Source organism: Methanococcoides sp. DA23 (assembly GCF_057593895.1).
In genome coordinates, this window is sequence record NZ_CM172520.1 from 566659 (window position 1) to 590451 (window position 23793).

24 protein-coding genes and 1 tRNA gene are annotated in these 23793 nt (G+C 45.1%); 20 read left to right on the forward strand and 5 right to left on the reverse strand.

Annotation, left to right across the window (positions count from 1 at the left end):
- The first annotated feature begins 19 nt into the window (after positions 1-19).
- The 4 genes from AC20MK_RS02935 to AC20MK_RS02950 all read left to right on the forward strand — a co-directional run bounded on the left by AC20MK_RS02935 (position 20) and on the right by AC20MK_RS02950 (position 4908).
- Positions 20-451: a nucleoside deaminase gene (locus tag AC20MK_RS02935; protein ID WP_487356512.1), complete on the forward strand. Its 432-nt coding sequence runs from the start codon at positions 20-22 to the stop codon at positions 449-451.
- Between the two features lie 238 nt (positions 452-689).
- Positions 690-2558, forward strand: a complete 1869-nt coding sequence (locus tag AC20MK_RS02940) for a DNA topoisomerase VI subunit B (RefSeq protein ID WP_487356513.1) — start codon at positions 690-692, stop codon at positions 2556-2558.
- 1 nt (position 2559) lies between these two features.
- Positions 2560-3681 carry a DNA topoisomerase IV subunit A gene (locus tag AC20MK_RS02945; protein WP_487356514.1) on the forward strand — a complete coding sequence of 374 codons (1122 nt, stop codon included), beginning with the start codon at positions 2560-2562 and terminating at the stop codon, positions 3679-3681.
- Positions 3682-3840: 159 nt separating this feature from the next.
- Positions 3841-4908, forward strand: coding sequence for a hypothetical protein (locus AC20MK_RS02950; protein WP_487356515.1), 1068 nt, complete (start codon positions 3841-3843; stop codon positions 4906-4908).
- 71 nt (positions 4909-4979) lie between these two features.
- On the opposite strand, the gene AC20MK_RS02955 is transcribed toward AC20MK_RS02950, so the two are convergent.
- Positions 4980-5243 (reverse strand): hypothetical protein, encoded by a 264-nt coding sequence (locus AC20MK_RS02955; protein WP_487356516.1) that lies wholly within the window; start codon positions 5241-5243, stop codon positions 4980-4982.
- A gap of 116 nt (positions 5244-5359) precedes the next feature.
- On the opposite strand from AC20MK_RS02955, the gene AC20MK_RS02960 reads away from it, so the two are divergent.
- The 4 genes from AC20MK_RS02960 to AC20MK_RS02975 are packed head-to-tail and all read left to right on the forward strand — an operon-like array spanning position 5360 to position 8109.
- Positions 5360-6367 (forward strand): bifunctional N(6)-L-threonylcarbamoyladenine synthase/serine/threonine protein kinase, encoded by a 1008-nt coding sequence (locus AC20MK_RS02960; RefSeq protein WP_487356517.1) that lies wholly within the window; start codon positions 5360-5362, stop codon positions 6365-6367.
- Positions 6367-6939, forward strand: coding sequence for a Kae1-associated kinase Bud32 (locus tag AC20MK_RS02965; protein WP_487356518.1), 573 nt, complete (start codon positions 6367-6369; stop codon positions 6937-6939). The genes AC20MK_RS02960 and AC20MK_RS02965 overlap by 1 nt, the downstream gene beginning before the upstream one ends.
- Positions 6932-7477: an XTP/dITP diphosphatase gene (locus tag AC20MK_RS02970; RefSeq protein ID WP_487356519.1), complete on the forward strand. Its 546-nt coding sequence runs from the start codon at positions 6932-6934 to the stop codon at positions 7475-7477. The genes AC20MK_RS02965 and AC20MK_RS02970 overlap by 8 nt, the downstream gene beginning before the upstream one ends.
- Positions 7478-7515: 38 nt before the next feature.
- Positions 7516-8109 (forward strand): hypothetical protein, encoded by a 594-nt coding sequence (locus tag AC20MK_RS02975; RefSeq protein WP_487356520.1) that lies wholly within the window; start codon positions 7516-7518, stop codon positions 8107-8109.
- An 8-nt stretch (positions 8110-8117) separates the two neighbouring features.
- Here AC20MK_RS02975 and AC20MK_RS02980 read toward each other — a convergent pair whose 3' ends face one another.
- The gene (locus AC20MK_RS02980) at positions 8118-8756 is read right to left on the reverse strand and encodes a histidinol phosphate phosphatase domain-containing protein (protein ID WP_487356521.1); all 639 of its coding nucleotides are present in this window, start codon (positions 8754-8756) and stop codon (positions 8118-8120) included.
- 209 nt (positions 8757-8965) lie between these two features.
- On the opposite strand from AC20MK_RS02980, the gene AC20MK_RS02985 reads away from it, so the two are divergent.
- Complete coding sequence (locus tag AC20MK_RS02985; RefSeq protein WP_487356522.1) at positions 8966-9256, forward strand: DUF211 domain-containing protein; 291 nt, start codon at positions 8966-8968, stop codon at positions 9254-9256.
- 11 nt (positions 9257-9267) lie between these two features.
- Here the strand turns inward: AC20MK_RS02985 and AC20MK_RS02990 are convergent, their stop codons facing one another.
- The 3 genes from AC20MK_RS02990 to AC20MK_RS03000 are packed head-to-tail and all read right to left on the reverse strand — an operon-like array spanning position 9268 to position 11897.
- Positions 9268-10071, reverse strand: a complete 804-nt coding sequence (locus AC20MK_RS02990) for a 23S rRNA (uridine(2552)-2'-O)-methyltransferase (protein ID WP_487356523.1) — start codon at positions 10069-10071, stop codon at positions 9268-9270.
- A gap of 30 nt (positions 10072-10101) precedes the next feature.
- Positions 10102-10890 carry a DUF7109 family protein gene (locus AC20MK_RS02995; RefSeq protein WP_487356524.1) on the reverse strand — a complete coding sequence of 263 codons (789 nt, stop codon included), beginning with the start codon at positions 10888-10890 and terminating at the stop codon, positions 10102-10104.
- Positions 10887-11897, reverse strand: a complete 1011-nt coding sequence (locus tag AC20MK_RS03000; protein WP_487356525.1) for a Vms1/Ankzf1 family peptidyl-tRNA hydrolase — start codon at positions 11895-11897, stop codon at positions 10887-10889. Before AC20MK_RS03000 ends, AC20MK_RS02995 begins: the two co-directional genes overlap by 4 nt.
- 119 nt (positions 11898-12016) lie before the next feature.
- On the opposite strand from AC20MK_RS03000, the gene coaBC reads away from it, so the two are divergent.
- The 11 genes from coaBC (at position 12017) to rpoB (ending at position 23783) form a co-directional block, all read left to right on the forward strand.
- Positions 12017-13225: a bifunctional phosphopantothenoylcysteine decarboxylase/phosphopantothenate--cysteine ligase CoaBC gene (coaBC, locus tag AC20MK_RS03005; RefSeq protein WP_487356526.1), complete on the forward strand. Its 1209-nt coding sequence runs from the start codon at positions 12017-12019 to the stop codon at positions 13223-13225.
- The gene (locus AC20MK_RS03010; RefSeq protein ID WP_487356527.1) at positions 13226-14107 is read left to right on the forward strand and encodes a pantoate kinase; all 882 of its coding nucleotides are present in this window, start codon (positions 13226-13228) and stop codon (positions 14105-14107) included. It begins immediately after the preceding gene.
- A gap of 97 nt (positions 14108-14204) precedes the next feature.
- Positions 14205-15155: a prohibitin family protein gene (locus tag AC20MK_RS03015; protein ID WP_487356528.1), complete on the forward strand. Its 951-nt coding sequence runs from the start codon at positions 14205-14207 to the stop codon at positions 15153-15155.
- Positions 15156-15169: 14 nt separating this feature from the next.
- A complete protein-coding gene (locus AC20MK_RS03020) occupies positions 15170-15925 on the forward strand; it encodes a 4-phosphopantoate--beta-alanine ligase (protein ID WP_487356529.1) in 756 nt (251 codons plus the stop codon).
- A 7-nt stretch (positions 15926-15932) separates the two neighbouring features.
- Complete coding sequence (locus tag AC20MK_RS03025; protein WP_487356530.1) at positions 15933-16571, forward strand: HD domain-containing protein; 639 nt, start codon at positions 15933-15935, stop codon at positions 16569-16571.
- A 16-nt stretch (positions 16572-16587) separates the two neighbouring features.
- Complete coding sequence (locus AC20MK_RS03030; protein WP_487356531.1) at positions 16588-17892, forward strand: amidohydrolase family protein; 1305 nt, start codon at positions 16588-16590, stop codon at positions 17890-17892.
- Between the two features lie 51 nt (positions 17893-17943).
- Complete coding sequence (locus AC20MK_RS03035) at positions 17944-19179, forward strand: adenosylhomocysteinase (protein ID WP_487356532.1); 1236 nt, start codon at positions 17944-17946, stop codon at positions 19177-19179.
- Between the two features lie 561 nt (positions 19180-19740).
- A tRNA-Lys gene (locus tag AC20MK_RS03040) sits at positions 19741-19817 on the forward strand.
- Positions 19818-19863: 46 nt separating this feature from the next.
- Positions 19864-20100 (forward strand): DNA-directed RNA polymerase subunit H, encoded by a 237-nt coding sequence (locus AC20MK_RS03045; protein ID WP_172368762.1) that lies wholly within the window; start codon positions 19864-19866, stop codon positions 20098-20100.
- Positions 20101-20340: 240 nt separating this feature from the next.
- The gene (locus AC20MK_RS03050) at positions 20341-21972 is read left to right on the forward strand and encodes a DNA-directed RNA polymerase subunit B'' (RefSeq protein WP_487356533.1); all 1632 of its coding nucleotides are present in this window, start codon (positions 20341-20343) and stop codon (positions 21970-21972) included.
- On the forward strand, positions 21969-23783 hold the full coding sequence (gene rpoB, locus AC20MK_RS03055; RefSeq protein WP_487356534.1) for a DNA-directed RNA polymerase subunit B: 1815 nt from the start codon (positions 21969-21971) through the stop codon (positions 23781-23783). Before AC20MK_RS03050 ends, rpoB begins: the two co-directional genes overlap by 4 nt.
- Positions 23784-23793 lie beyond the last annotated feature (10 nt).

The following is a 23793-nucleotide window of genomic DNA, read 5'->3' on the forward strand; positions in this document are numbered from 1 at the left end:
ATTCTCGGGGTGTAAAAACATGGATGAATTTATGCAGGTAGCAATAGATGAAGCGAGATCGGGACTTAACAGTGGCGGGATCCCCATTGGTTCAGTTCTTGTAAGGGATGATCTTATTATAGGCAAGGGTCACAATTTGCGTGTTCAACAGGATGACCCAATGGCACATGCTGAAATCTCATGCCTTAGGGATGCCGGAAGGGTTGGGAGCTACCGTGATTCAATTCTTTATTCCACTTTGATGCCCTGCTATCTTTGTGCCGGTGCTGTGGTGCAATTTGGCATAAAAAAGGTAATTGTTGGTGAATCCCGGACATTTCCGGGTGCAAAGGAGTTCATGGAATCCCACGGTGTTGAAGTGATAGACCTTGATCTTGACGAATGTGTATCAATGATGGACGAATTTATCAGTACAAATCCGGAACTCTGGAATGAAGATATTGGAAAATGAGCTTAACCTTATCCACTATGGTTATCGGTGTAGTATCTAACTCGATATCTCATTTCGTGGATATGTTTTGCAGAGGTCTTGTCAGAGTGATCATGCTGAAAATTAGAATGGTTGCAAACGAATAAATATCTTGCATTCTATTTTTTAATGATCCCAGTCAATAGCTCCTGATATCTCTATCAGAAAATGTATAGTCGTTGTTTCAACCAAATTTTTAGTAATGTAGGATGAGTATCATATGGCAGCCCCAATTGCAGAAGAACTTGCAAAAAAGCAGCAGGCAATAAGTGTTGCAGAATTCTTTGAAAAGAACCGGCAGATCCTTGGTTTTGACTCTGCTCCGCGTAGTCTGATAACTACCGTAAAGGAAGCAGTGGACAATTCCCTTGATGCATGTGAGGAAGCAGAGATCCTTCCTGACATCTTGCTTCATATCGAGCGTGTCGGAAAGGATAATGTACGTGTGATAATAGAGGACAATGGTCCGGGTATTGTTAAAGAGCAAATACCAAAGGTGTTTGCCAAGTTGCTCTACGGCTCACGTTTTCATGCACTGAAACAAAGTCGAGGCCAGCAGGGTATTGGTATCTCAGCTTCTGTCCTTTACGCACAGTTGACAGCAGGTCACCCGACAAGTGTCATTTCCAAGATCGGATCTGACTCTCCTGCCCATCACTATGAGGTTATGATAAATACCAGTACCAATGACCCTGAGATCCTTCTTGATGAGGTGATCGACTGGGACAGGCCACATGGTACTCGTGTGGAGATGGAAATGGAAGCGTCTTATGTAAAGGGACGCAGACAGTCCATCTATGAATATCTGAAGGCAACCGCCATTGTTAATCCTCATGCACGGCTCACTTTGATCGAGCCGGACGGGAATGAGGTCATCTTTGATAGGGCTACAGACAAGCTTCCAATTCCTGCAAAGGAAATATTGCCGCATCCTCATGGGATCGAGCTTGGTACCCTCATGAAGATGCTGCGCTACACCGACCGCCAGAAATTAGCTCCTTTCTTACGCTATTCGTTCTCAAAGATAGGTCTGCTTACGGCCGAGGAGATCTGCAAGGCAGCGGGACTCGATACCGAGATGGTGCCTTCGGACCTGACCAGGGACCAGACGAAGAAACTGCTGGATGCCTTCAAAAAAGTGAAGATAATGGCGCCACCGACAGATTGTCTTTCTCCTATCGGTGAAGAGCTCATCTACAAAGGCCTTGAAAAGGAGTTCAATGTTGATTTTATCGCAACGACCACTCGTAGCCCTTCTGTCTTTTCAGGCAATCCTTTCGTGGTGGAGGTAGGTATCGCATACGGTGGTGTTCTCCAGAAAGATGACCGTATTGATATCATGAGATTTGCAAACCGTGTTCCCTTGCTGTATCAGCAGGGTGGATGTGCGTCAACCCATGCTGTCGAGGGGATCAAGTGGAAACAGTATGGTCTGAACCAGCCCGGAGGCGGAATGCCATCTGGTCCGGTTGTCCTGCTTGTGCATGTGGCTTCTACGAACGTACCGTTCACATCAGAATCCAAGGATGCCATTGCTGATATTCCTGAGATAAGGGATGAGGTGGAGCTTGCGATCAAAGAGGTCTCGAGGAAGATGAACCGTTATCTCAATCGTCAGGTCACACTTAAGAAAAGGCGTGAGAAGGAGGTCATCATCACTAAGGTATTGCCTAAGATGGCCCAGAAACTTGCGGATACGCTTGAGCGTGATCTCCCTGACATCAATCCGGTGGTCGCAAAGGTAATGGGGAATCTTCTTGTTATGCGCAATGTGGAACATGGGGATAACGGGGATACAGCGATCACAATTAAGGTGAAGAACTTTGGCAGCAAACTTGCTGAGTTCAAGCTGCACGATATGCTTCCCTATGAGATCGGTGATGTATCGCCAGAACCAAAGGTGATCTCAATGGGCAGTGATTTTGATTATGTATGGGCTATGAAGGTTTCTCCTGAAGGCTCTAAAGCGATAACATATTCGTTGAGCTCCATGAGCGAGGACGAGATAAAGCGGCTACCTCAATTGATCGTTGAAGGTCTGGATGAAGAGCTGGTCACAGGTGCGAAGGCTATCAAGGGGTTGATCTGAAATGGCAGATACTATTAATTCCAATTACACAGAGCAGAAAAAACAGAACGACCATCTGGCAAAGAACAGGCTGATGGGGCTGGCAGAGGAGCTATATGACCAGTTCATTGACGAGATAGTTCCGAATGTGGCTATATCCAGCCGTACCAAGAACAATATCGAATACAGTAATGAGAGTGATGTGTGGGTATATGGCGATAAGGAAACCCAAAGGACCGCAAAAACGGTCAAAGGGGCTTTCCAGTTGCTTAAGACAGTACATTCCATTGATTTTCTTGTGAAGAACCATCTGGCACAGGACCGTGGTTCGACCTTAAGGGAGCTGTACTATATCTCAGAGAACTGGGATATTGCGAAATTCCGTGAGCAGGCGGAGAGCAATCGCCTTATTGAAGACCTTGAGATAATCACAGCCCTTCAGAGGGAATATTTCCATATGCGTCCTGAAGAGGATGGTGCGACAATGTTCGGTCCTATAAGGATACGCGAGGAGACCAAACGTGGTTCCCGTATCATACACTGTCAGGAAGATATCGGTGAAAGTGGTTATCAGATCCCGTTCAATGTGGAGAACATCGAGTTCCTTGACCACGATGCCAAGTTCATCATTGCCATAGAGACTGGTGGTATGTATGCAAGACTTATCGAGAACGGCTTTGATGAGAAGTACAATGCTATCCTTGTGCACCTTAAGGGACAGCCTGCAAGGTCAACACGCCGTCTTATCAAAAGGATGAACGAGGAGCTTGGTATCCCTGTAGTTGTTTTCACTGATGGTGATCCCTGGTCTTACAGGATCTTCGCTTCAGTTGCATACGGTGCCATCAAGAGTGCTCACCTTTCGGAGTTCATGGCAACCCCAGCTGCCAAGTTCATTGGTGTTCAGCCAACGGATATCGTTGAGTATGAGCTTTCAACCGATAAGCTGACAGACAAGGATATTGATGCGCTTAGAAGTGAACTTACAGACCCGAGGTTCGCAAACGATTACTGGAAAGAGCAGATAAGCTTACAGCTTAGTATCAAGAAAAAGGCGGAACAACAAGCTTTTGCCGGAAAGGGTCTGGACTTTGTAACGGATACTTATCTGCCGAACAGGCTGAGTGAGATGGATATTATATGATCCTCTCACACTTCTTTTTAAAATAATTAGATCTTTAGATTTCCTCAAATTAACTAAAACACAATTTTGACATACTTGTCAATGTTGTGTGTCAATACATAAAACGTTGAACAGGGGAAAGAATATAATCCATATGCCTAATTTATTGATTAGGTGGGGATGAACATTAAATACATCAAAGATCTCAGCAATATAGAAATTACCACAATAATACTAGTACTGTTCCTAATAAGTTCAATGTTGCTTGCAGGGGGATGTATAGATTCAAAAGAACCTGACCAGCAGATCGGTGAATTGAATTTTATCCTGGTGCCTGAAAAGACACAGGTGCAGGAAGGTGAAATTTTCAAAATTCACTTGATGTTAACAAACGTTGGTAACAAAACTATCAATGTGTGGAAAATGGAAGAACAAGTGAGCTATGATATTACTTTCTTATTTCCAAATGGTTCTAAAGTGCCATATGAATGTGGAGTAATTTCAAGAGTGCCTTTAAATAATGATGATCTTGTTGAACTCCATCCCGATCAATCTCTTAATGCTACCTTTAGTTCAAAGTGTTGGAACCTGGGTAATGGTGAGTATATACTTAATGCCGTATATCATACTTCAAGGGGTGAATCAATTACAAAACCTTATTGGATTGGCATGGCAGAATCCAATAACTTCACAATAGATATCGTGAAAGAAAATGAATTAACCACTGAGTCAACCAATCAGATAGATCGTGCTCTTGTGGGAGAGACTCTCGTGGTTAGTGCCCTCCTTGAATTCTTAAGCTATGAAGATCTGAGCGATCGGTCTGATGTAATTTTAATAGGTACGGTCAAGGAAGTACTTCCAAGTAAATGGAACACTGCTGACGGAACGAGGCCAACCGATGATATCGATGACCTGGGTTGGCATGATGTTCTCTATACTGATGTCATTATCAGTGTGGATGGATATCTCAAAAACCCATTGCCCGAAACAGAAGTTATAGTTAGAATACAGGGTGGTAGTGACGGTTACGTTTCCATAGATGTGGAAGATGAATCTTCTTTTTCTCCCGGGGAAAGGGTTTTCCTTTATCTGAACAATGACACATGGGCTGATACCAAAGATTTTGGTCCAGAACACTTTGTTGTCACTGGTGCTTCACAGGGCAAATTCACGCTGACAGATGATGGACGAGTTACTCAGTTCGATAAGTCCCTTACTTTGGACGAACTTTTGGAGACTATCTGATCGGTATAATAACCGCATGAGTTTCCTTTAAAAAAGATGCAAAAAATAATGTATCAGAAAAAGTAGAAGTTTTAGAGTGTCCTGCCTTTCAGGATCTTCTCTATGACCGGCTTGTTCTGAAGATTCTCTGTCATCCTTGCTTTGTCTATCCACATGTCAGAAGCGGACTGTAATCCTGCTGACTTGTGTGACATATACTCGATGCCATCAAGGGCAGGTAGCTCATTGCTTAAGGATGGTGGTGTGTGAAGTCCAAGGCTCGTTTCCCCGACAGTGTGGAGCATTTCCTTGTTTTTGACCTCAGGGTTTTTTGCTGTTGATTCCTTTTCTTCCATGGGTGTGGATTGGTTTACTAAGTACTAAAACGTTTCTCAATGGAATGACAAGTTATATGTAATCCATCAAATCTAATACACACAAAAATCATTATTCCCAAAAGGAGACTAACTTATTGACAACTGTTCTCGGTATAGAAGGCACAGCCTGGAATCTAAGTGCAGCGATCGTTGACGAAGATGATGTTATTGCAGAGGTGACTGAGACATATCGGCCAAAGACCGGAGGTATTCATCCAAGAGAAGCTGCACAGCATCATGCTTTGCATGCATCCGATGTTATTGAAAGATTGCTGAAGGAATATCGGGATAAAGGTCATTCTCCTGAAAATATAGATGCTATTGCGTTCTCACAGGGGCCGGGATTAGGGGCATGTTTGAGGACAGTTGCAACATCCGCAAGGGCACTGGCATTGTCGCTGGATATTCCGCTTGTGGGTGTGAATCACTGTATCGGGCATGTTGAGATCGGACGCTGGAAAACGCCGGCAGTTGATCCTGTGGTGCTATATGTCAGTGGCGGGAACTCGCAGGTGCTTGCTCACAGGGCTGGGAAGTATAGGATATTCGGAGAAACCCTTGATATCGGCATAGGGAATGCCCTTGATAAGTTTGCAAGGGGCGCAGGGCTGACCCATCCGGGTGGTCCGAAGGTGGAGGCGTATGCCAGGAAAGCTACGAGCTATGTGAAGATGCCATATGTTGTGAAGGGTATGGACTTCTCTTTTTCAGGTTTATCCACGGCTGCAACGGATGCGTTGAAGGACAATTCCCTTGAAGATGTCTGTTATTCTTTCCAGGAGAATGCTTTTGCAATGCTTGTGGAGGTTACCGAGCGTGCACTGGCCCACACCGGTAAGAGCGAAGTGCTTCTTGCAGGGGGTGTGGGTGCGAACATGCGGCTTCGTGAAATGCTCAATGTAATGTGTGAGGACAGGGGTGCGAGCTTCTACGTACCTGAAAGACGTTTCATGGGTGACAATGGTGCCATGATAGCTTATACCGGTCTGTTGATGTTCAATTCCGGGACCACTTTACCTGTCGAAAGTTCTCATGTGGACCCGAGCTTCAGACCGGATACTGTCGATGTGACCTGGATAGTCGATGAAAAGGAGGTCCTGTGATGTATCTTCAAAGTGGGGCTGAAGCGGTGGTTTCCCTTAAAGACGGTTATATCATCAAGGACCGTATCCCGAAAAGATACAGGGTTGCGGAACTGGACGAGAGGATACGCAAGGAAAGGACACGTGCGGAAGCCCGATTGATGTCCGATGCAAGGCGTTGTGGAGTGCCTACTCCGATAATACATGATATTTATGATTTTACTATTGAAATGGAATATATCGAGGGCAAGCCTGTAAAATATGTTATTGATGAAAATATGTGTAAGCTTATGGGCAAGCTTATCGGAAGGCTTCACAGTGGTGGTATAATCCATGGTGATCTGACAACTTCCAATATGCTTTACAGTGGGGATCGTATCTACCTTATCGATTTCGGGCTTGCATATGTGGATGGTTCGGTAGAATCGAGGGGTGTTGACATCCATGTTCTGTTCCAGACCCTTGAGAGCACACATACGGATCATGAGGAATTGATAAAGGCCTTCAGTCGCGGTTACAGGATAACCCTTGATATGGCGGATGAAGTGCTGGATAGAGTTAAAGAGATCGAAAAGAGGGGTCGTTATGCGTGAAATGGTATTTGTGACAGGAAATAAAGGTAAGTTCAGTGAGGCAAAAGAGATACTTGCAGCCAAGGACATTGAACTTATACAGAATAAGGATGGCTATCCTGAACTTCAGGAAGATGAACTTGAACCTATAGCTGCATATGGTGCAAAATACTGTGCGGAAAAGTTGAAACATCCTGTGATGGTGGATGACTCGGGTCTTTTCATCAATGCACTGAATGGTTTTCCGGGTCCTTATTCCGCATTCGTGGAAGAAAATCTTGGTAATCAGAGGGTCTTAAAGCTCATGGAAGATGAGTCTGACCGGGGTGCTGTTTTCAAGTCGGTCATAGGCTATTGCGAACCCGGAGGGGAACCTGTGACATTTACCGGCACCGTCGAAGGTGAGATCGCCTATGAAGAGCGTGGCAGCGGTGGTTTTGGTTATGATCCTATATTCGATTATAAAGGTCAGACATTCGGTGAGCTCGGTACCGAGGAGAAAAATAAAATGTCCCATCGCAAAAGAGCGCTGGACAAGTTCTTCGCCTGGCTCGATTAAATCAAGATACTGCTATTACTGAATTGTAGTTGGATGATATGAACTCCCTTCAACGCTTCTTAGCTGACACCCGTGGTGTTGATACCATACCGTTGAAGATGGTGTTCTATCTCTCAATTGCAGGCATGATAATCCTGATGACCGCGTTTTCGTGGAACAACATTTCTCCTGTGATCGATGATGCTCACGTGGACAAACAGCTAGAGGATGTTGCACTTGGGATATCATCGATTCAGAATGGGTATGCAAGGGATATTTCCCTTAATGATGTTGAAGGTACGATGAGCAGGTTTGACATTTCATTGCCGGAACACGTGGAGTATGTCTCATTCGGTGTCGATCCGGACCCGGACATGGATGGCAATTTGACCAATACGGCATGGGCTGTGGAAAATAACACCATTATTTGTAGCTATTCCGAAGGTTTCAAAACACGTGTTCATATCGGTGGTGACACGATAGAGTTCAGGAAAGGGATCTCCAATGATGGGGATATTTGGGTCCTTGATGATGACAGTTCTGCTTTAGGTTCTGGCAAGGGTGTCGTGCTCGAAGGGCCGATCTCTGGGGAATTCGTATTTGAACTTGTGTTCGTAGAAGGTGAGGGCAAATACACCCTCAGCCACTTTTAAGTAAAGTTTTACTCGATAAAGCGCACAGAGTTCTCAAGCACTTTCTTTGCCTGTGACTCAGTTAGCCCTGCACCCATGGCGACCTTGAGTGCGGTCTCTTTTGTAATGAGGTTGTCCGGACTGTGCGTGTCTGTATTGACCACCATGGTCGCACCAACTTCTGTGCCGAGCCTTGCAACATGTCCGTTCGTTCTGTTGTGGCCGTTCCTTGCGGTTATCTCAAGGCAGGTCCCATTGTCAGCAGCCATCTGCGCTTCTTCCTCGGTGATAAAACCGGGGTGTGCAAGAATATCAACGTCCTCGCAGGCAATTGCCGCAGCGTTAGTGCCAGGTGCAACAGGTTCTACCGGGCTTTCTCCGTGAACTACAACTATCTCTGCTCCAAGTTCCCTTGCCATCTTTGCAAGAGATGCTATCTTGTCAGGGTGTACGTGTGTGATCTCAACTCCGGGGATAATTCTGATGTCCATGACCTCTTCCATGTATTTTGCTTTCTTGATGCATGAGAGGATGTGTTCCACGTTGGTAAGGTCCGCATGGTCTGTAAGCCCGATACCTCTGTATCCAAAAGTAACAGCTCTTCGTACAAGTTCACTTGGAATAAGTTCTCCGTCACTGAAAACGGTGTGTGTGTGTAGGTCGATCATGTACTCACCTGGGATTTTTATTGTATGAATTATGAATTAATTTTTGCTTTGAATGTCCTGTTCATATTAATCGTTTGTGTACGAACAGTATTCGTATCAATGTTTATATAAGGTTTGCTGACAAAACTTAAATTGTTAATTATCAGATAATTATCTATGTTTCTATTACTCTCCGAATTGATCAGAAGTTTTTGGGAAGGTTGAACAAATTGACAAGAATTCGAAGATTGGTTCTGGATGTATTGAAACCCCATCATCCCTCTACTATCGAACTGGCTGGAAAGTTGAGTGGTATTGATGGTGTTACGGGTGTGAACATTGGTCTGTATGAGGTCGACCAGAGAACAGAGAACATCAAGATCACCATTGAAGGTGATAATATTGAATATGATGTGGTAAAACAGGAGATCGAAAAGTTTGGAGCGGTCATTCACAGCATAGATGAGGTCGCTGCCGGCTCGCTCCTTGTGGAAGAGGTGGAAACCCTTCAGGATCGCTGAAGGACATCACTTTATTCTTCATTATTTTCTTTTAACTCTTCATCATAACGTCCAATGACAATTGCAAAGGCGAATTCCGGTTTAACGTCTACTATCTTTATTCGGACGTTCTCTCCTTTTTTAACCTCATCCTGCATAAAGACTACAAAGTCTTCAACAAAAGCTATACCGTTCCCCTTAGATCCTATCTTTTTGATAGTGACATCGAACTTATCTTCGATCTTCAAGGGTGCTGTAAGGAATTTCTTACCGATGACATAGATCTCTGCACTCTCTGATCTTGAGGCCTTTGGTGAGAATGCACGGGTGTAAGTGAAACTTTCGCGAACCTTGTCCATGTACTCTTTGAACATATCGCCCTGAAATACTTTCACAATGAAATTTCCCTTTGGTTTAAGGATCTTCTTTGCACATTCGAGGGCAGATGTAGTGAGGTCAATGGAACGCGCATGATCAAGGCTCCAGTTGCCGGAAAGGTTTGGTGCAGCATCACATATTACTACATCAGCGCCTTCTTCACCTACCATTTCTATTATCTTTTTGATCGTCTCATCAGATGTGATATCCCCTTTGATTGTATCCACACCGTCGATCTCTTTTATACGGCGAAGGTCAACTCCTACTATCTTTCCGCCGGAGAGCTTCTTGGCGACTTCCAACCATCCTCCTGGAGCGGCACCCAGGTCCACGATAGTATCGCCTTCTTTGATCACTTCATGTTTTTCATTGATCTGGAAAAGCTTGTAGGCTGCCCTTGAGCGGTAACCTTCGTCCTTTGCTCTCCAATAATAAGTATCTCTTCTATGCCTTGCCATGTCTATCTGACCTCTCATCGCATGCAAACATCAAATATCTTGTGCTGTACCAAGGGAATCTATCTGTTTGCTAAGGGCTAATATGTCGTTCTCCATATCTGCAATACCGCCTTCAAGCCATGAATCATAATCGTAGTAAACATTCAGAAGGTCGCTGTATTGATGTTCAAGTGTCGGGATGTCCAGACCATCTCTCATATTTTCCGAATATTTGTCCATATTATGTTTGAGTTTCGCGAGTCTTGCTTTTAGCCTTTCGGAATTTCTTTGTGTGAGCTTTTCCGAATCAATTTCGCTTCTGTTCAGTTTCAGTATCTCTATTACTTCACTGAGTTCGAATGGATGCTCGGGAAGTGCATTCGGTCCAAGGACATAGAACTCCCTACCTTTTTCCACATTCTCCGAATATTTGTCTATATTGTGCCTGAGTTCTGCGAGCCTTGCTTTTAGCCTTTCGGAATATCTCTGTGTGAGCTTTTCCGAATCAACTTCGCGCCTGTCCAGTTTCAGTATATCTAATACTTCACTGAGCTCGAATGGATACTCGGGAAATGCATTAGGTCCGAGGATATAGAACTCCGTGCCCTCTTCACATGTGTCACATTCTTCACTTAGCTCTTCTGCAGAGATTGTCTCAAGAAGATGCTCGGAAATAGCCTTTTCACACATTTTCTCAATTTCTTCATCCAAAGGCTCATCTTCATCCCTTTCATAGGCCAGCTCCTTTACGATGCTGATAACCTCTTCATGAGTTGCTGCGCCAAGGGCACCTACGATACCTTCGAGTTCTTCCGGCTGTATCATTTGAACATCTCTCATAATCTATAACGACGGCAACTAAAGATACTTCTCAGAATATTGCCTGTATCATGTTTTTCTATCCTTGCATCAATGTTCCTTTCCATCAATGGTATCTCGATATTCATCTCACCTACTATATGGTTGGCAAGGACAATATCGCCGCAAATAATCATCATATCGATGTCGATCATCGAGCTTGCAAGCAGGTCTTTCAGTGCACTTCTGACCTTATCTGCGTGGTGTGCAATATCTTCATCCCGAAGCCTCTCAAAACGTCTTTGGCTAAATCCGCCCTTTGTATGTTTTGCCTTGACACTGCTTCTGATGACCATGTCCTCATCAAATACTGTCCTATCTGATGTTATTCCTATGAGTGATTCTCCTGCATGTGTTGCAAGTATGCATACGGTCATTTCCCGGTTCAGCAGCTTTGTAAGTGGTTCTACATTGAACGATCCGGAAATCTCCAATAAACTCTCATTTATGGGGATGGGGGGTACTATTACCTCGCATACCATCTTCATATTGTCGTAGAATAACACATATCCCGTATTGGAATTTATCTTTTTGAGCAACTGCAATGTATCCTGGTCGAGATGTTTTACGAGTTTTTCCTGTATTTCGTTGGTCTGCATCTGTGCATATGTCATGTATGCAGTGATGAACGCATCGTTGCCGGAAGTTATGGAGCTTAACCTTTCTATGTATGGCTCGAAGGACGATGGCATTATATCTTCAATAAGGGAAAATGAGCTATCATTCGTTCCCTTGTTCCTGAGCTCTTCAAGTTGGTACGTAAGCGTTTCTATACGTACATCAGCCTCATTGAGCTTCTGTTCAGCTTCCTGTTTTGCAGCAATGGCTTTTTTTGTGTTGGTTTCGTTCTTTTCGAGTCGCTTTTTGTCTATCTCCATTTCAAGTAGATGTGACTGTAGCCTCTCTATCTCATTCTCCAACTTCTCTTTTCCTGAATATCGGCTGAATATAGAGTTCAGGTTCTCCACTACTTTTTTCTTATCATCCATTTGACTCAAGTTAAGTTCTCCATAAATAAAAATTATGTCATATCTTCTTAAAACATTCAGTAAGGTACTTATCAGTAGAATACAAAGTTCATATGATGAATACTTCACGCCATCCTACTATGTGGATCAAGGGGCAGAAAAGTGCCTCTCTTTCCGGAAAGACTATAGTTCTTGCAGTAACGGGCAGTATAGGTGCAGTACGGGTCATAGAACTTGCACGTGAACTGATCCGTAATGGTGCAGATGTCTATGGTGTAATGAGCGAGGCTGCACAGCACATAATCCATAAGGATGCGCTGCATTATGCAACAGGAAATGAAGTGATCACTGACCTTGCCGGTGAGGTCGAACATGTAAAGTTCTGTGGTGCTGAAGGTTGTGCCGATCTTCTACTGGTAGCACCGGCAACTGCTAACACTATTAGTAAGATGGCAGTTGGGGTGGATGACACTCCTGTAACTACTTTTGTGACCACTGCCATAGGTTCCGGTATTCCGGTAATAGTCGTACCGGCTATGCATAATTCCATGTATGAACATCCGGCAGTGATGGAAAATATCGATAAGCTAAAGAGCTGGGATATCTCCTTTGTTGGTCCTCATCTCAGTGAGGGTATAGCAAAGATCGCATCGAATGGCCAGATAGTGCTTGCTGCGGAGCGTGCTCTTGGGGACAGTGTCCTTTCCGGTAAAAAAGTGCTAATTACGAGTGGTGCGACAGCAGAATCCATTGATCCTATCAGAATTATCACCAACCGTTCTTCAGGCACCACTGGCAGGGAGCTCGCACTGGAATTCTATCGCAGGGGCGCAGATGTTACCGTGGTCCATGGAGGCAATCTCGGGCTTGATGGTATCAGCGAGATACTTGTGGAAAGTGCCGGTCAGATGGTGGATGCTACATTAAAGGAACTTGAGCATGGGTATGACATGCTTATCAGTGCGGCAGCGATCTCTGATTATACCATCGATGCCGTGGATGATAAGATCAAGTCCGGCGGTGACCTGTCATTGAAGTTCAGAAGCACTCGCAAACTGATCCGGGAGGTGCGTGATGCTTATCCCGACCTCTCTGTAATAGGTTTCAAGGCAGAAGCAAACATTTCAGAAGATGAGCTTATTGCCCGGGCAAAAGATTCGATGAAGGATGCGGATCTGGACATGGTCGTGGCCAATGAGGTCGGTACCAGTGGGATGGGTACAATTGATAATAATGTCTACATAATACCTGATGATGATGGTTCTATCACTCATATCAGTGGGAACAAAAGACTGATCGCTGAAGCATTGGCGGATAATATAGAAGATATGTTGAAAAAAGGGAATTAAATGTCCACTGAGGGTTCTGTCGGCAGGGCTTTTGCTCCGGGGCATATTACCGGTTTCTTTGAGATCCACGATGACCCCCTGCCTCAAAAGAGAGGTTCTACCGGCTGCGGTCTTGTTCTTGATGGGGGTATTGAGACCACAGTTTCTGAAGGTGTGAGTAGTACGGAAATCATCCTTGATGGTATCCCGGTGCTAGCGGAGACCACAAGAGCAGTTGTAGATAAATTAGTTGATTTCCCGGTCAAGGTCAGTTGCACTTCCTCTATTCCGATAGGTTGTGGTTTTGGTGCTTCCGCAGCAGGTGCGCTGAGCGTGGCCTATGCGTTGAACGAAGCCTTCTCTCTGGATCATACTTCCAATCAGCTGATAGAGGCTGCTCATATTGCAGAGGTCATGAATGGAAGTGGGATGGGTGATGTCGAAGGTCAGTCTCAGGGTGGTATCCCCATTCGTCTGTCTGCAGGCTGCCCTCCATATGGTAAGCTTGACAGGGTTCCATCTCCACCCTTCGAGATATTCTGCGTTGTGCTGGGTGAACTCTCCACCGGTTCTATTCTTGAGGACAGTGCTATTATGCGTGAGATAAATTCTGCCGGCAGGGAAGCTTTAAGTTCGTTGCTTTCAATGCCTACGCTGGAGAATTTCATGGAACTCTCGAAACAGTTCACATTAAGATGCGGGCTTTCCAGTGACCGCTTGTTGGATGCCATGGAAGCAGTGGATGCTATTGGTGGTCTGTCCTCTCAGGCAATGCTGGGGGACACTATTTTTGCTATCTCAGGAGCTGCTTCAAAGGGGGATATTATGTTATCCCTTAAGGAGTTCGGTGATGTCATTACCTACAATGTTGGTTCTTGCAATCTCCTTCCTTTGGATATTTGATCTCAGGGCCTTTTGTACGCAACATTGAAGAAGACCTAACAACTATCGGTGTATATATTATAATTCAGTTTTATTTTATAAAAAAGGAGCAAAGATTATGGTAATGGAAGATGATTGGGATCCCAAAGGCCCAAAAAGTACTAAAGACCCACAGATGCCGGAGATAAATATCCCACCAATGGTGGCCAATATCCTACGTGGCGCTGCAATAGTTCTTGTGATATTGCTGATCTTCTCGGCGGTTTTCGGATCTATATTCGTTTCAGTCGGTGCCGGACAGGTCGGAGTAAAGTTCAGTCAGTTCGGTGGTGTGATGGATGATGAACTTGGTGAAGGTTTGCACATCGTACCTCCCTGGGTAAGTGTTACAAAGTATTCTGTCAGGAGCGAGATGTATACAATGAGCGCCAAAGCTGCAGAAGGTGAAGTTGTCGGAGATGACCAGATAAATGCATTGACCAATGAGGGCTTGACGCTAGGGCTTGATATCTCTGTCAGGTACAGGCTTGTTTCAGAAGATGCAAGCGTTCTTCATTCAAAACTTGGTACCGCTTATGCTGAAAAGATCATCAGACCTACTATCAAATCAGTTATAAGAGAAGTTGTTTCCGGTCACACTGCCATGGCCATATATGGTGAGCAAAGGGACCTTGTGGCTACTGAAATGCAGTTGGAGATGGAAAAGGCTCTTGTTGCCGATGGTATAATCGTTGAAGAGGTTCTGCTCAGGAATGTCCAGCTTCCAACAAAGATCGCTGATGCTATTGAATCCAAGCTTCAGGCGGATCAGGATGCACAGAGGATGATCTTCGTGAAACAGAAAGAGCAGCTCGAAGCTGAAAGAAGGATCATTGAAGCTAATGGTATTGCCAATGCTACGATCGTTCAGGCAACAGGTGAGGCAGAGGCTCTACGTCTGGTCAATGTAGAACTTGCGAAGAACCCGAAGCTTATCAACTACAAGTACATCCAGATGCTTGAGAGTCAGGAAGTGCAGACTTTGATAGTGCCTTCTGATCAGGGAATTATCCTTGATGCTACCGCGTAAGATCAGTGGTAAGTATGAGTGATATTCCTAAGGATCACCCTCGCTACGCTTCCCTTATGACAAGGGAGCGGATAGTCGGGGGTGTGGATATTGGAATTACCAGTCAGCAGGGGCTGGTTGCACAGGGCAGGGGTGAGTGTTTCGATTATCTTGTTGGTGAGAGGACCACCACCTCTGCTTTTTTGGCAGAGAAAGTAGCTGTCTGTATGTTACTTCTTGCTGAGCGTCCTATCCTTTCTGTCAATGGGAATGCTGCGGCCCTTGTGCCTGAGTTCCTTGTGGAACTTTCTGAACTGGTCGATGCTCCGCTTGAAGTGAATCTTTTCCACCGCAGTGATGAACGCGTGGAGCGTATAATCTCTCATCTTAAACAAAAGGGTGCTTCTGAGGTGCTTGGTGGGAAGGGGGATGCAAGGCTTTCTCTGGAACATGGCAGGGCCATAGTGGATTCTGATGGTATTTACAAGGCGGATGTTGTGCTTGTTCCTCTTGAGGATGGTGACCGGTGCCAGAAACTTGTTGATATGGGTAAGACCGTTATTGCCATAGACCTGAACCCGATGTCCCGTACGTCCCGAACTGCCTCTGTGTCCATTGTTGATAATGTCGTCAGGGCTCTTGCAAATATGGCAGGGCTTGCGATCGAACTAAAAAAGCTTGATCCCGTTGAACTTCAGAAAATTGTTGAGGGGTATGACAATGACAGGATATTGTCAGAAGCTGTTCGTGAGATACGTGACATGCTTGATGGTATGATCACTGATATGTGAGGTTTGTATGGTCCTTATTGAAAGAACACGTAAGTTCGTTGCAGATGTGCTTGCCGATGAGCCGAGCTCTCATGAGATGTCCCATATTGAACGTGTGGAATCCACCTGTATGCTTATACAGAGCGAGGAAGGTGGTGATCTTCAAATTATACGTCTTGCAGCTTTGCTCCATGATGTGGGTGTGGTGAAAGAGCACCGTGAAGGTGGCGACCATGCTATCCATAGTGCTGAGATTGCGTATGATCTTCTCCTGGGGGAAGGTGCTGAGTCTTCGGTTATCGATCATGTTGTTTCATGTATACGTACGCACCGGTTTAGCCGGGGGCACAAGGCAGCATCTCTCGAAGGCCAGATATTGCAGGATGCCGATCGTATCGATGCTCTTGGAGCTATAGGTATATTCAGGGCGGTAATGTCCATGGGTGCTCTGCGTAGTTTGAAACATTCCAGTGGGGTCGAGAAAAGTTCATCACGAAATGCTTATGTGGCTGATCCTCTGGATGGGTTCGCTGAATATATGGAAATGAAACCTTTTAAAATAATGGATGGCTTAAACACTACGACTGCAAAGAGAATTGCAGCGAACCGGCTCAGGATAATGCATCAATTTCTTGATGCACTTGATGCCGAAACATCGAACAAGTAACAGGTATAGTGATCATATGGCGGATATTATAATTAAGAACGGTTATGTTCTGACAATGGACCCTGAATTAGGGGACCTTAAAAACGGTGTTGTGGTTATAGATGATGGCAGTATAGTCGAGGTTGCCGAGTCAACCGAGGCGACCGCAGATACTGTTATCGATGCACGCGGCGGCGTTGTTATGCCGGGTTTTGTTAATACACATACTCATGCAGGAATGACGCTTTTCAGGGGCTATGCAGATGATCTTCCTCTTGCGTCCTGGCTTCAGGACCACATCTGGCCTGCAGAAGCTGAACTTACTGCTTCAGACGTGGTCGCAGGCACGAACCTCGCATGTCTGGAAATGATCAAAAGCGGAACAGTGGCATTTGCAGATATGTACTTCTTCATGGAAGAGGTTGGTAAGGTCGTGGAATCTTCAGGTCTAAGGGCCGCTCTTTCCTATGGTATGATCGAACTGGGGGATACTGAGAAGGGGAAGTCCGAACTTAAGAAAGGCAAGGAGTTCGTGAACGGGTGGAATGGGCGAGCTGAAGGGCGGATCTCTGCAATGTATGGTCCGCATGCACCCAATACCTGCTCAAAGGAATTCCTCATCAAAGTAAAAGAACAAGCTGTTGCAGATAATGCGAAGATACACATTCATGTGCTTGAGACCGAGACTGAACTGAACCAGATGAAGGAACAGTACGGCATGTGCTCTGTTAATATGCTGGATAGTATCGATTTCTTTGGACCTGATGTGCTTGCAGCACATTGTGTCTGGCTCTCTGATGGGGACATGGACATCCTTGCCAACAATAATGTCAATATCTCGCATAATCCGGTGAGCAATATGAAGCTGGCTTCAGGTATTGCACCTGTGACGAAGTTGCTTGATAGGGGTGCAAATATCTGTCTTGGTACTGATGGTTGTGCTTCTAATAACAATCTCGATATGTTCGATGAGATGAAGACGGCTACATTGTTGCAAAAGGTGGATACCATGGACCCAACTGCACTTCCTGCAAGGAACGTGCTTGAGATGGCTACCGTCAATGGGGCAAAGGCACTTGATATTAAGGGTGGGATGTTGAGGAAAGGTTATAATGCAGATGTTATAATTATTGACATGAATAGATCACACTTAACTCCGTTGTTCGATGTACCTTCACAACTGGTATATTCGGCAGGCGGAAGTGATGTGAGGACTTCCATTGTCAATGGTAAGGTTCTCATGGATGATCATAGGGTGCTTTGCATGGACGAGCAGAAGATCATCGATGATGCTAAAGAAGCAGCTTATGATCTGGTGTCAAGGGTAGATGCCAAGAATTGATGTGGGTCCGTCTTGTTATACAATATTTGAATTTATACTGGAGATCTAAAGATGAGTGATAAAGATTTGATCGAATCCGGTGATATGAAAATAGGTTGGGTGCGCAGTCACATGCCTGTTCTTTCTATCATTCGGGAGAACTTCGAACGTGAACAGCCTTTGAAAGGACATAAGATCGCAATGGCATTACATGTCGAAGCAAAGACAGCTGCTCTTGTGGAAGCACTTGCTCTCGGTGGTGCCGAAGTGGCCATTACAGGTTGCAATCCGTTGAGCACACAGGATGATGTTTCAGCAGCTCTTAATACGCGTGATAACATCAATTGCTATGCAAAGTATGATTGCTGCAGTGATGAATATTATGAGGCTATCGATAAAGTGCTTGATATGAAACCTGATATCACCATTGATGATGGCGCAGACCTCATCTTCAAGCTTCACACCGAGCGCACAGATCTGCTCTCTGGGCTCCTTGGTGGCTGTGAGGAGACTACTACTGGTATTCACAGACTTAAGGCAATGGAGAAAGATGGGGCACTGAAGATGCCTGTTGTTGCGGTCAACGATGCAATGACAAAATTCCTTTTCGATAATAGGTATGGTACAGGTCAGTCATCATGGGATGGTATCATGAGGACCACTAATCTTCTGGTTGCTGGAAAGACCGTTGTTATCGGCGGATATGGCTGGTGTGGTAAGGGTGCTTCCATGCGTGCTTCAGGACTTGGTGCTGATGTTATTGTGACAGAGATCGATCCTATTCGTGCACTTGAGGCTCGTATGGATGGTCACCGTGTCATGTCCATGGCCGAGGCTGCAAAGTATGGTGACATATTCGTCACAACCACGGGCAATGTGGACATTCTTTCAAAGAAGCACTTTGAGGTCATGAAAGATGGTGCGATCCTTGCAAATTCTGGTCACTTCAATGTGGAGATCAATCTTGAAGAGCTGACTGCCATGGCAAGTTCTGTAAGGACTGTCAGGAACAATATCAAGGAATACAATGTTGCAGGTAAGAGAATTAATGTTCTTGCAGATGGCAGACTTGTAAATCTTGCAGCAGGCGATGGTCATCCGGCAGAGGTCATGGATATGAGCTTTGCAAACCAGGCACTTTGTGTCAAATATATTGCTGAGAACAAGCTTGAGAACGGTGTACATCCTGTACCTCATGACCTTGATATGTATGTTGCTGAATTGAAATTGAGATCAATGGGCATTGAAATTGATGAACTTGAACCTCATCAGACCGAATATATGGAAGGTTGGGAGTGCGGGACATAATTGTCCTGCAATTATTTTTTTACTTTTTTGGTCGTTTTTCTATTTTTATCGTTTTGATCGGTATGTTCTAAATTTAAAATTTTAGTGATGCCTGTTCGTATTTGATATCTTCAAGTCATTGGCGGGTGATTTTTGAGGTCAAAGTTTATATAAATAGAGGCATATAATGGAAATCCCGAGGATGCAATACCTAACTCTCTTTGCGTTCATTGATTCAACTTTCTTTGTAAGTTGTAATTCAGGCTGGATATTGTTTCGCAAAGATCTGTTTGGTGCGTTATCGGTTGATAAATGCTCTTGATCTTGATAGGGGCGGTATGTTCAATAATTTCATGTGAAAAAAGGCTTAACTTTGTAAAAAGTGAAAATAATCCTATAAATATGTATTGACAATTTCATACCTCTTTCATTTATATTTCAAGATGTATTTTGTACGTGTGGATCTGGCAGACTTCCTCCAAAATTATGTGCAATGTGCAACAGGAATGCTTATATAGTAGTATTCCCTTGTTACCTCGCTGTATGAGGCGGCATTTATGGTGCCGGTGCAGTGAACGCCGTGGGCTTGTAGCTTAGTCAGGCAGAGCGTCTGGCTTTTAACCAGACGGTCTAGGGTTCAAATCCCTACAAGCCCGCCAGCAATCCAATGATATATTGCTTGCATATTTTTTAGGAGGAGTAAATTTGAGTAAGTTCAGCCTGCTTGACCACGAATTAATCCCCCATCATGAAATTATGGATGAGGATGATCTGAAAACTGTCCTGACGCATTATAATGTTGAAAGGGAACAGTTGCCAAAGTTGAAAGTAACAGATCCTATCGCACAAGAGATTGGTGCGGAGCCTGGTAATGTTGTGAAGGTTATTCGCAAAAGCCAGACTGCAGGTGAAGCACTGTATTACAGATATGTAATAGAGTGAAACGAGGTTTTAATATTTGAAATATCTTGTTTATTCTTTATCCACTTATTTTGGTTGCTTTTTAATGCATTGTTTCGAGGGTGCATTCGACCGAGTTGATACTGTGACCTCCCGTATGGTCGCAGTGACCATTAATTCCGCTAATTTTTCTTTCTAAAATCCAATTAACTAAAAGAGGGTGCTATCATCGCGTTAGACACGAGCGTATTATCAGAAGCCTATTTCACAAAGGACAAGATTGTGCAGCATCACATTGACTCTTATAACAAGTTTGTCAAACATGGTCTTCAGAAGATCATTAATGAACAGGGTATAATCGAGACCGACCTCGAGGATATCTATGTCAAACTTGGTAAGATAAGGGTAGAACATCCAGTAGTAAAGGAAGCAGATGGTGCAATTGAGAAATTGTATCCAAACGAGGCAAGGTTGCGTAACCTTTCTTATTCAGCTCCTCTTTTCCTGGAAATGTCTGTTGTACAGAACGGTGAGGAAGGAGAACCAAGGGAAGCAAAGATCGGCCAGCTCCCTGTAATGATCAAATCGGAGATCTGTAACCTTGTTGGCATAAACGATGCCGAAATGGTGCAACATGGTGAGGATCCGCTTGATCCCGGGGGATATTTCATTGTAAATGGTACCGAACGTGTCGTGATGACACTTGAGGACCTTGCCCCTAACAAGATCCTTACTGAGCTCGGTGAGCGGTATGGTGACTCCATCGAAGTTTCAAAGGTGTTCTCTCAGAGGAGAGGTTACAGGGCACTGGTAGTCGTGGAAAGAGGCAGGAAATCCCTTTTGGAGATCTCATTCCCATCTATCTCCGGACGTATCAACTTCATTACATTGATGCGCGCTCTGGGTGTTGAGACCGATGAAGATGTGGCAAAGATCGTTTCTACCGATCCTGAGATCATGAAGTTCATGTTCGAGAACCTGGAAGAGGCAGAGGTCTTCACTATAGAAGATGCTATTGAGAAGATCGGTGGTCGAGTGGCTTCCGGGCAGGCAAGGGAATATCAGATGAAACGTGCGAACTATGTGATCGACCGTTATCTTCTTCCGCACCTTGGTAACGATCCTCAGGACAGGATACCAAAGGCACACTTCCTCGGCAGGATGGCAGAGTCATGCTTCGAACTTGCTCTTAAAAGGCGTTCAGATGATGACAAGGACCACTACTCCAACAAGAGGCTCAAGTTAACTGGCGACCTTATGGAGGATCTTTTCAGGGTAGCTTTCAACCGTCTTGCACGCGATGTTAAATACCAGCTCGAAAGGGCGAACATGAGGAACAGGGAACTGAACGTAGCAACACTTGTACGTGCGGATGTTCTTACAGACCGTCTTCAGCACCCTCTCGCCACAGGTAACTGGGTAGGCGGAAGAAGTGGTGTATCTCAGTTGCTTGACCGTACGGATTACATCTCAACCCTTTCTCACTTAAGGCGTGTCATTTCTCCACTTTCAAGGGCACAGCCTCACTTTGAGGCTCGTGATCTGCATCCAACCCAATGGGGACGGCTTTGTCCTTCAGAGACTCCGGAAGGTCCGAATTGTGGTCTGGTGAAGAACTTTGCCCAGATGGTCGAGCTTTCTACCGGTACCGAAAATAATGATGTTGTTAAGAACATCCTCTATGGACTTGGTGTAGCTCCTGTGGAGCTCTATGTTCCTGAAGTCATATTGGAGCTGGCTGCTGACGTAGACTATGAGGAAGATCTGGAACTTACTCCTCATGATGAGGGCGAAGAACATGCTGTAAAGGCCGAAACCAAAACAGGGGCTGTACCTGGCGATGTTGACTATCATGAGTACATGGATGAAAATGCCGATCCTGTGGGCGGCGATGAGACGGAGGCACAACAATGACTGAAGCAAAAGTCTTCCTCGATGGGGAATTTATCGGAACTCACGATGATCCGGTAGAGCTTGTCGAGAGTATAAGGGGGCAGCGCCGCAGCGGTATGTTGCCTGATCAGTTGAATGTAACTCTTTATGAGGATATTCACGAAGTAATATTAAGCTCTGATATGGGTCGCGCAAGAAGGCCTGCCATCGTTGTTGAAGATGGCGTTCCGCTGATCACTGAAGAGCATATTGAAAAGCTCCGGGATGGCGAGATGTCGTTCCGTGATATTTTGGATCTGGGCCTTGTTGAATATCTGGATGCTGAGGAAGAAGAGAATGCATTCATTGGTCTTTATGAAAAGGACCTTACTCCTAACCACACCCATCTTGAGATAGACCCTTCCTTGATGCTTGGTATCTGTACTGGTATGGTCCCATATCCGGAGCACAACGCTTCTCCGAGGAACACCATGGGTGCAGCTATGATCAAGCAGTGTATCGGTGTTTCTACATCTAACCTGAAACTTAGGCCTGATACACGTGCACATGTACTTCACTATCCGCAGAAGGCAATGACGCGTACTCAGACCTGTGATGCTATCCATTTCGATGACCGTCCGGCTGGACAGAACTTCGTTGTAGCTGTCATGTCCTATGAAGGGCATAATATTGAGGATGCACTGGTTTTCAATAAGGGTTCCATTCAGAGAGGTCTTGGTAGAAGCCACTTCCTGAGAACCTTTGAAGGCGAAGAACGCCGTTATCCTGGTGGCCAGGAAGACAAGTTCGAGATACCTGATTCTGAGTTCAGAGGTGCCCGCAGCGCAGAAGCATATGCAAACCTGGATATTGATGGTCTTGTGAACCCTGAGACAGTTGTAGGTCCAAATGATGTGCTTATCGGAAAGACAAGTCCGCCAAGGTTCCTTGAAGAACAGTCTGACTTTGGTATAACCATTGAACAGCGCAGGGAAAGTGCGATAACGATGCGCTCTAACGAGAAAGGTATCGTTGATACTGTAATTCTTACTGAGTCTATCAATGGTACAAGGCTTGCAAAGGTGAAGATAAGGGATGAAAGGATCCCTGAGATCGGGGACAAGTTCGCATCAAGGCACGGCCAGAAGGGAGTTATCGGTTTGATAGTTCCATATCATGATATGCCATTTACAGAACTGGGTATGGTTCCTGATCTTGTTATTAATCCTCACGCTATCCCTTCCCGTATGACCGTTGCTCACGTTCTGGAAATGATCGGTGGGAAACTTGGTTCTATTGAAGGTCAGCGTAAGAGGGGTACTGCATTCTCCGGTGATAAGGAAGATGGTATCCGTGCAGGGCTTAAGAAAAATGGTTTCTCCCACACAGGCAAAGAGGTGTTCTGTGATGGTGTTACCGGCAAGAGGATCCAGGCGGATGTTTTCGTTGGTGTTATCCTTTACCAGAAGCTCCACCACATGGTCGCATCAAAGATCCATGCAAGGTCCAGAGGTCCTGTGCAGGTATTGACCCGTCAGCCAACTGAGGGACGTGCCCGTGAAGGAGGTCTTAGGTTTGGTGAAATGGAAAGAGATGTACTGATCGGACACGGTGCTGCGATGACCTTGAAGGAAAGGCTTCTCGATGAGTCTGACAAGGTCGTAGAACTCGTATGTGGGCACTGTGGTATGGTGGCAACCTTTGACAGGACACGTAATATCAGATACTGTTCGAACTGTGGTGCTGAAACGGACATTCACCCGGTGGAAATGAGCTATGCGTTCAAGTTGCTTCTTGATGAGATCAAATCCCTTGGGGTTGCTCCAAGACTTAGACTTGATGATGCGGTGTGATAATAATGCA

Coding starts and splice junctions, on each gene's coding strand:
- AC20MK_RS02935 (WP_487356512.1), top strand. CDS start 20: ATGGATGAATTTATGCAGGTAGCAATAGATGAAGCGAGATCGGGACTT.
- AC20MK_RS02940 (WP_487356513.1), top strand. CDS start 690: ATGGCAGCCCCAATTGCAGAAGAACTTGCAAAAAAGCAGCAGGCAATA.
- AC20MK_RS02945 (WP_487356514.1), top strand. CDS start 2,560: ATGGCAGATACTATTAATTCCAATTACACAGAGCAGAAAAAACAGAAC.
- AC20MK_RS02950 (WP_487356515.1), top strand. CDS start 3,841: ATGAACATTAAATACATCAAAGATCTCAGCAATATAGAAATTACCACA.
- AC20MK_RS02955 (WP_487356516.1), bottom strand. CDS start 5,243: ATGGAAGAAAAGGAATCAACAGCAAAAAACCCTGAGGTCAAAAACAAG.
- AC20MK_RS02965 (WP_487356518.1), top strand. CDS start 6,367: ATGTATCTTCAAAGTGGGGCTGAAGCGGTGGTTTCCCTTAAAGACGGT.
- AC20MK_RS02970 (WP_487356519.1), top strand. CDS start 6,932: ATGCGTGAAATGGTATTTGTGACAGGAAATAAAGGTAAGTTCAGTGAG.
- AC20MK_RS02975 (WP_487356520.1), top strand. CDS start 7,516: ATGAACTCCCTTCAACGCTTCTTAGCTGACACCCGTGGTGTTGATACC.
- AC20MK_RS02980 (WP_487356521.1), bottom strand. CDS start 8,756: ATGATCGACCTACACACACACACCGTTTTCAGTGACGGAGAACTTATT.
- AC20MK_RS02990 (WP_487356523.1), bottom strand. CDS start 10,071: ATGGCAAGGCATAGAAGAGATACTTATTATTGGAGAGCAAAGGACGAA.
- AC20MK_RS02995 (WP_487356524.1), bottom strand. CDS start 10,890: ATGAGAGATGTTCAAATGATACAGCCGGAAGAACTCGAAGGTATCGTA.
- AC20MK_RS03000 (WP_487356525.1), bottom strand. CDS start 11,897: ATGGATGATAAGAAAAAAGTAGTGGAGAACCTGAACTCTATATTCAGC.
- coaBC (WP_487356526.1), top strand. CDS start 12,017: ATGTGGATCAAGGGGCAGAAAAGTGCCTCTCTTTCCGGAAAGACTATA.
- AC20MK_RS03010 (WP_487356527.1), top strand. CDS start 13,226: ATGTCCACTGAGGGTTCTGTCGGCAGGGCTTTTGCTCCGGGGCATATT.
- AC20MK_RS03015 (WP_487356528.1), top strand. CDS start 14,205: ATGGTAATGGAAGATGATTGGGATCCCAAAGGCCCAAAAAGTACTAAA.
- AC20MK_RS03020 (WP_487356529.1), top strand. CDS start 15,170: ATGAGTGATATTCCTAAGGATCACCCTCGCTACGCTTCCCTTATGACA.
- AC20MK_RS03025 (WP_487356530.1), top strand. CDS start 15,933: ATGGTCCTTATTGAAAGAACACGTAAGTTCGTTGCAGATGTGCTTGCC.
- AC20MK_RS03030 (WP_487356531.1), top strand. CDS start 16,588: ATGGCGGATATTATAATTAAGAACGGTTATGTTCTGACAATGGACCCT.
- AC20MK_RS03035 (WP_487356532.1), top strand. CDS start 17,944: ATGAGTGATAAAGATTTGATCGAATCCGGTGATATGAAAATAGGTTGG.
- rpoB (WP_487356534.1), top strand. CDS start 21,969: ATGACTGAAGCAAAAGTCTTCCTCGATGGGGAATTTATCGGAACTCAC.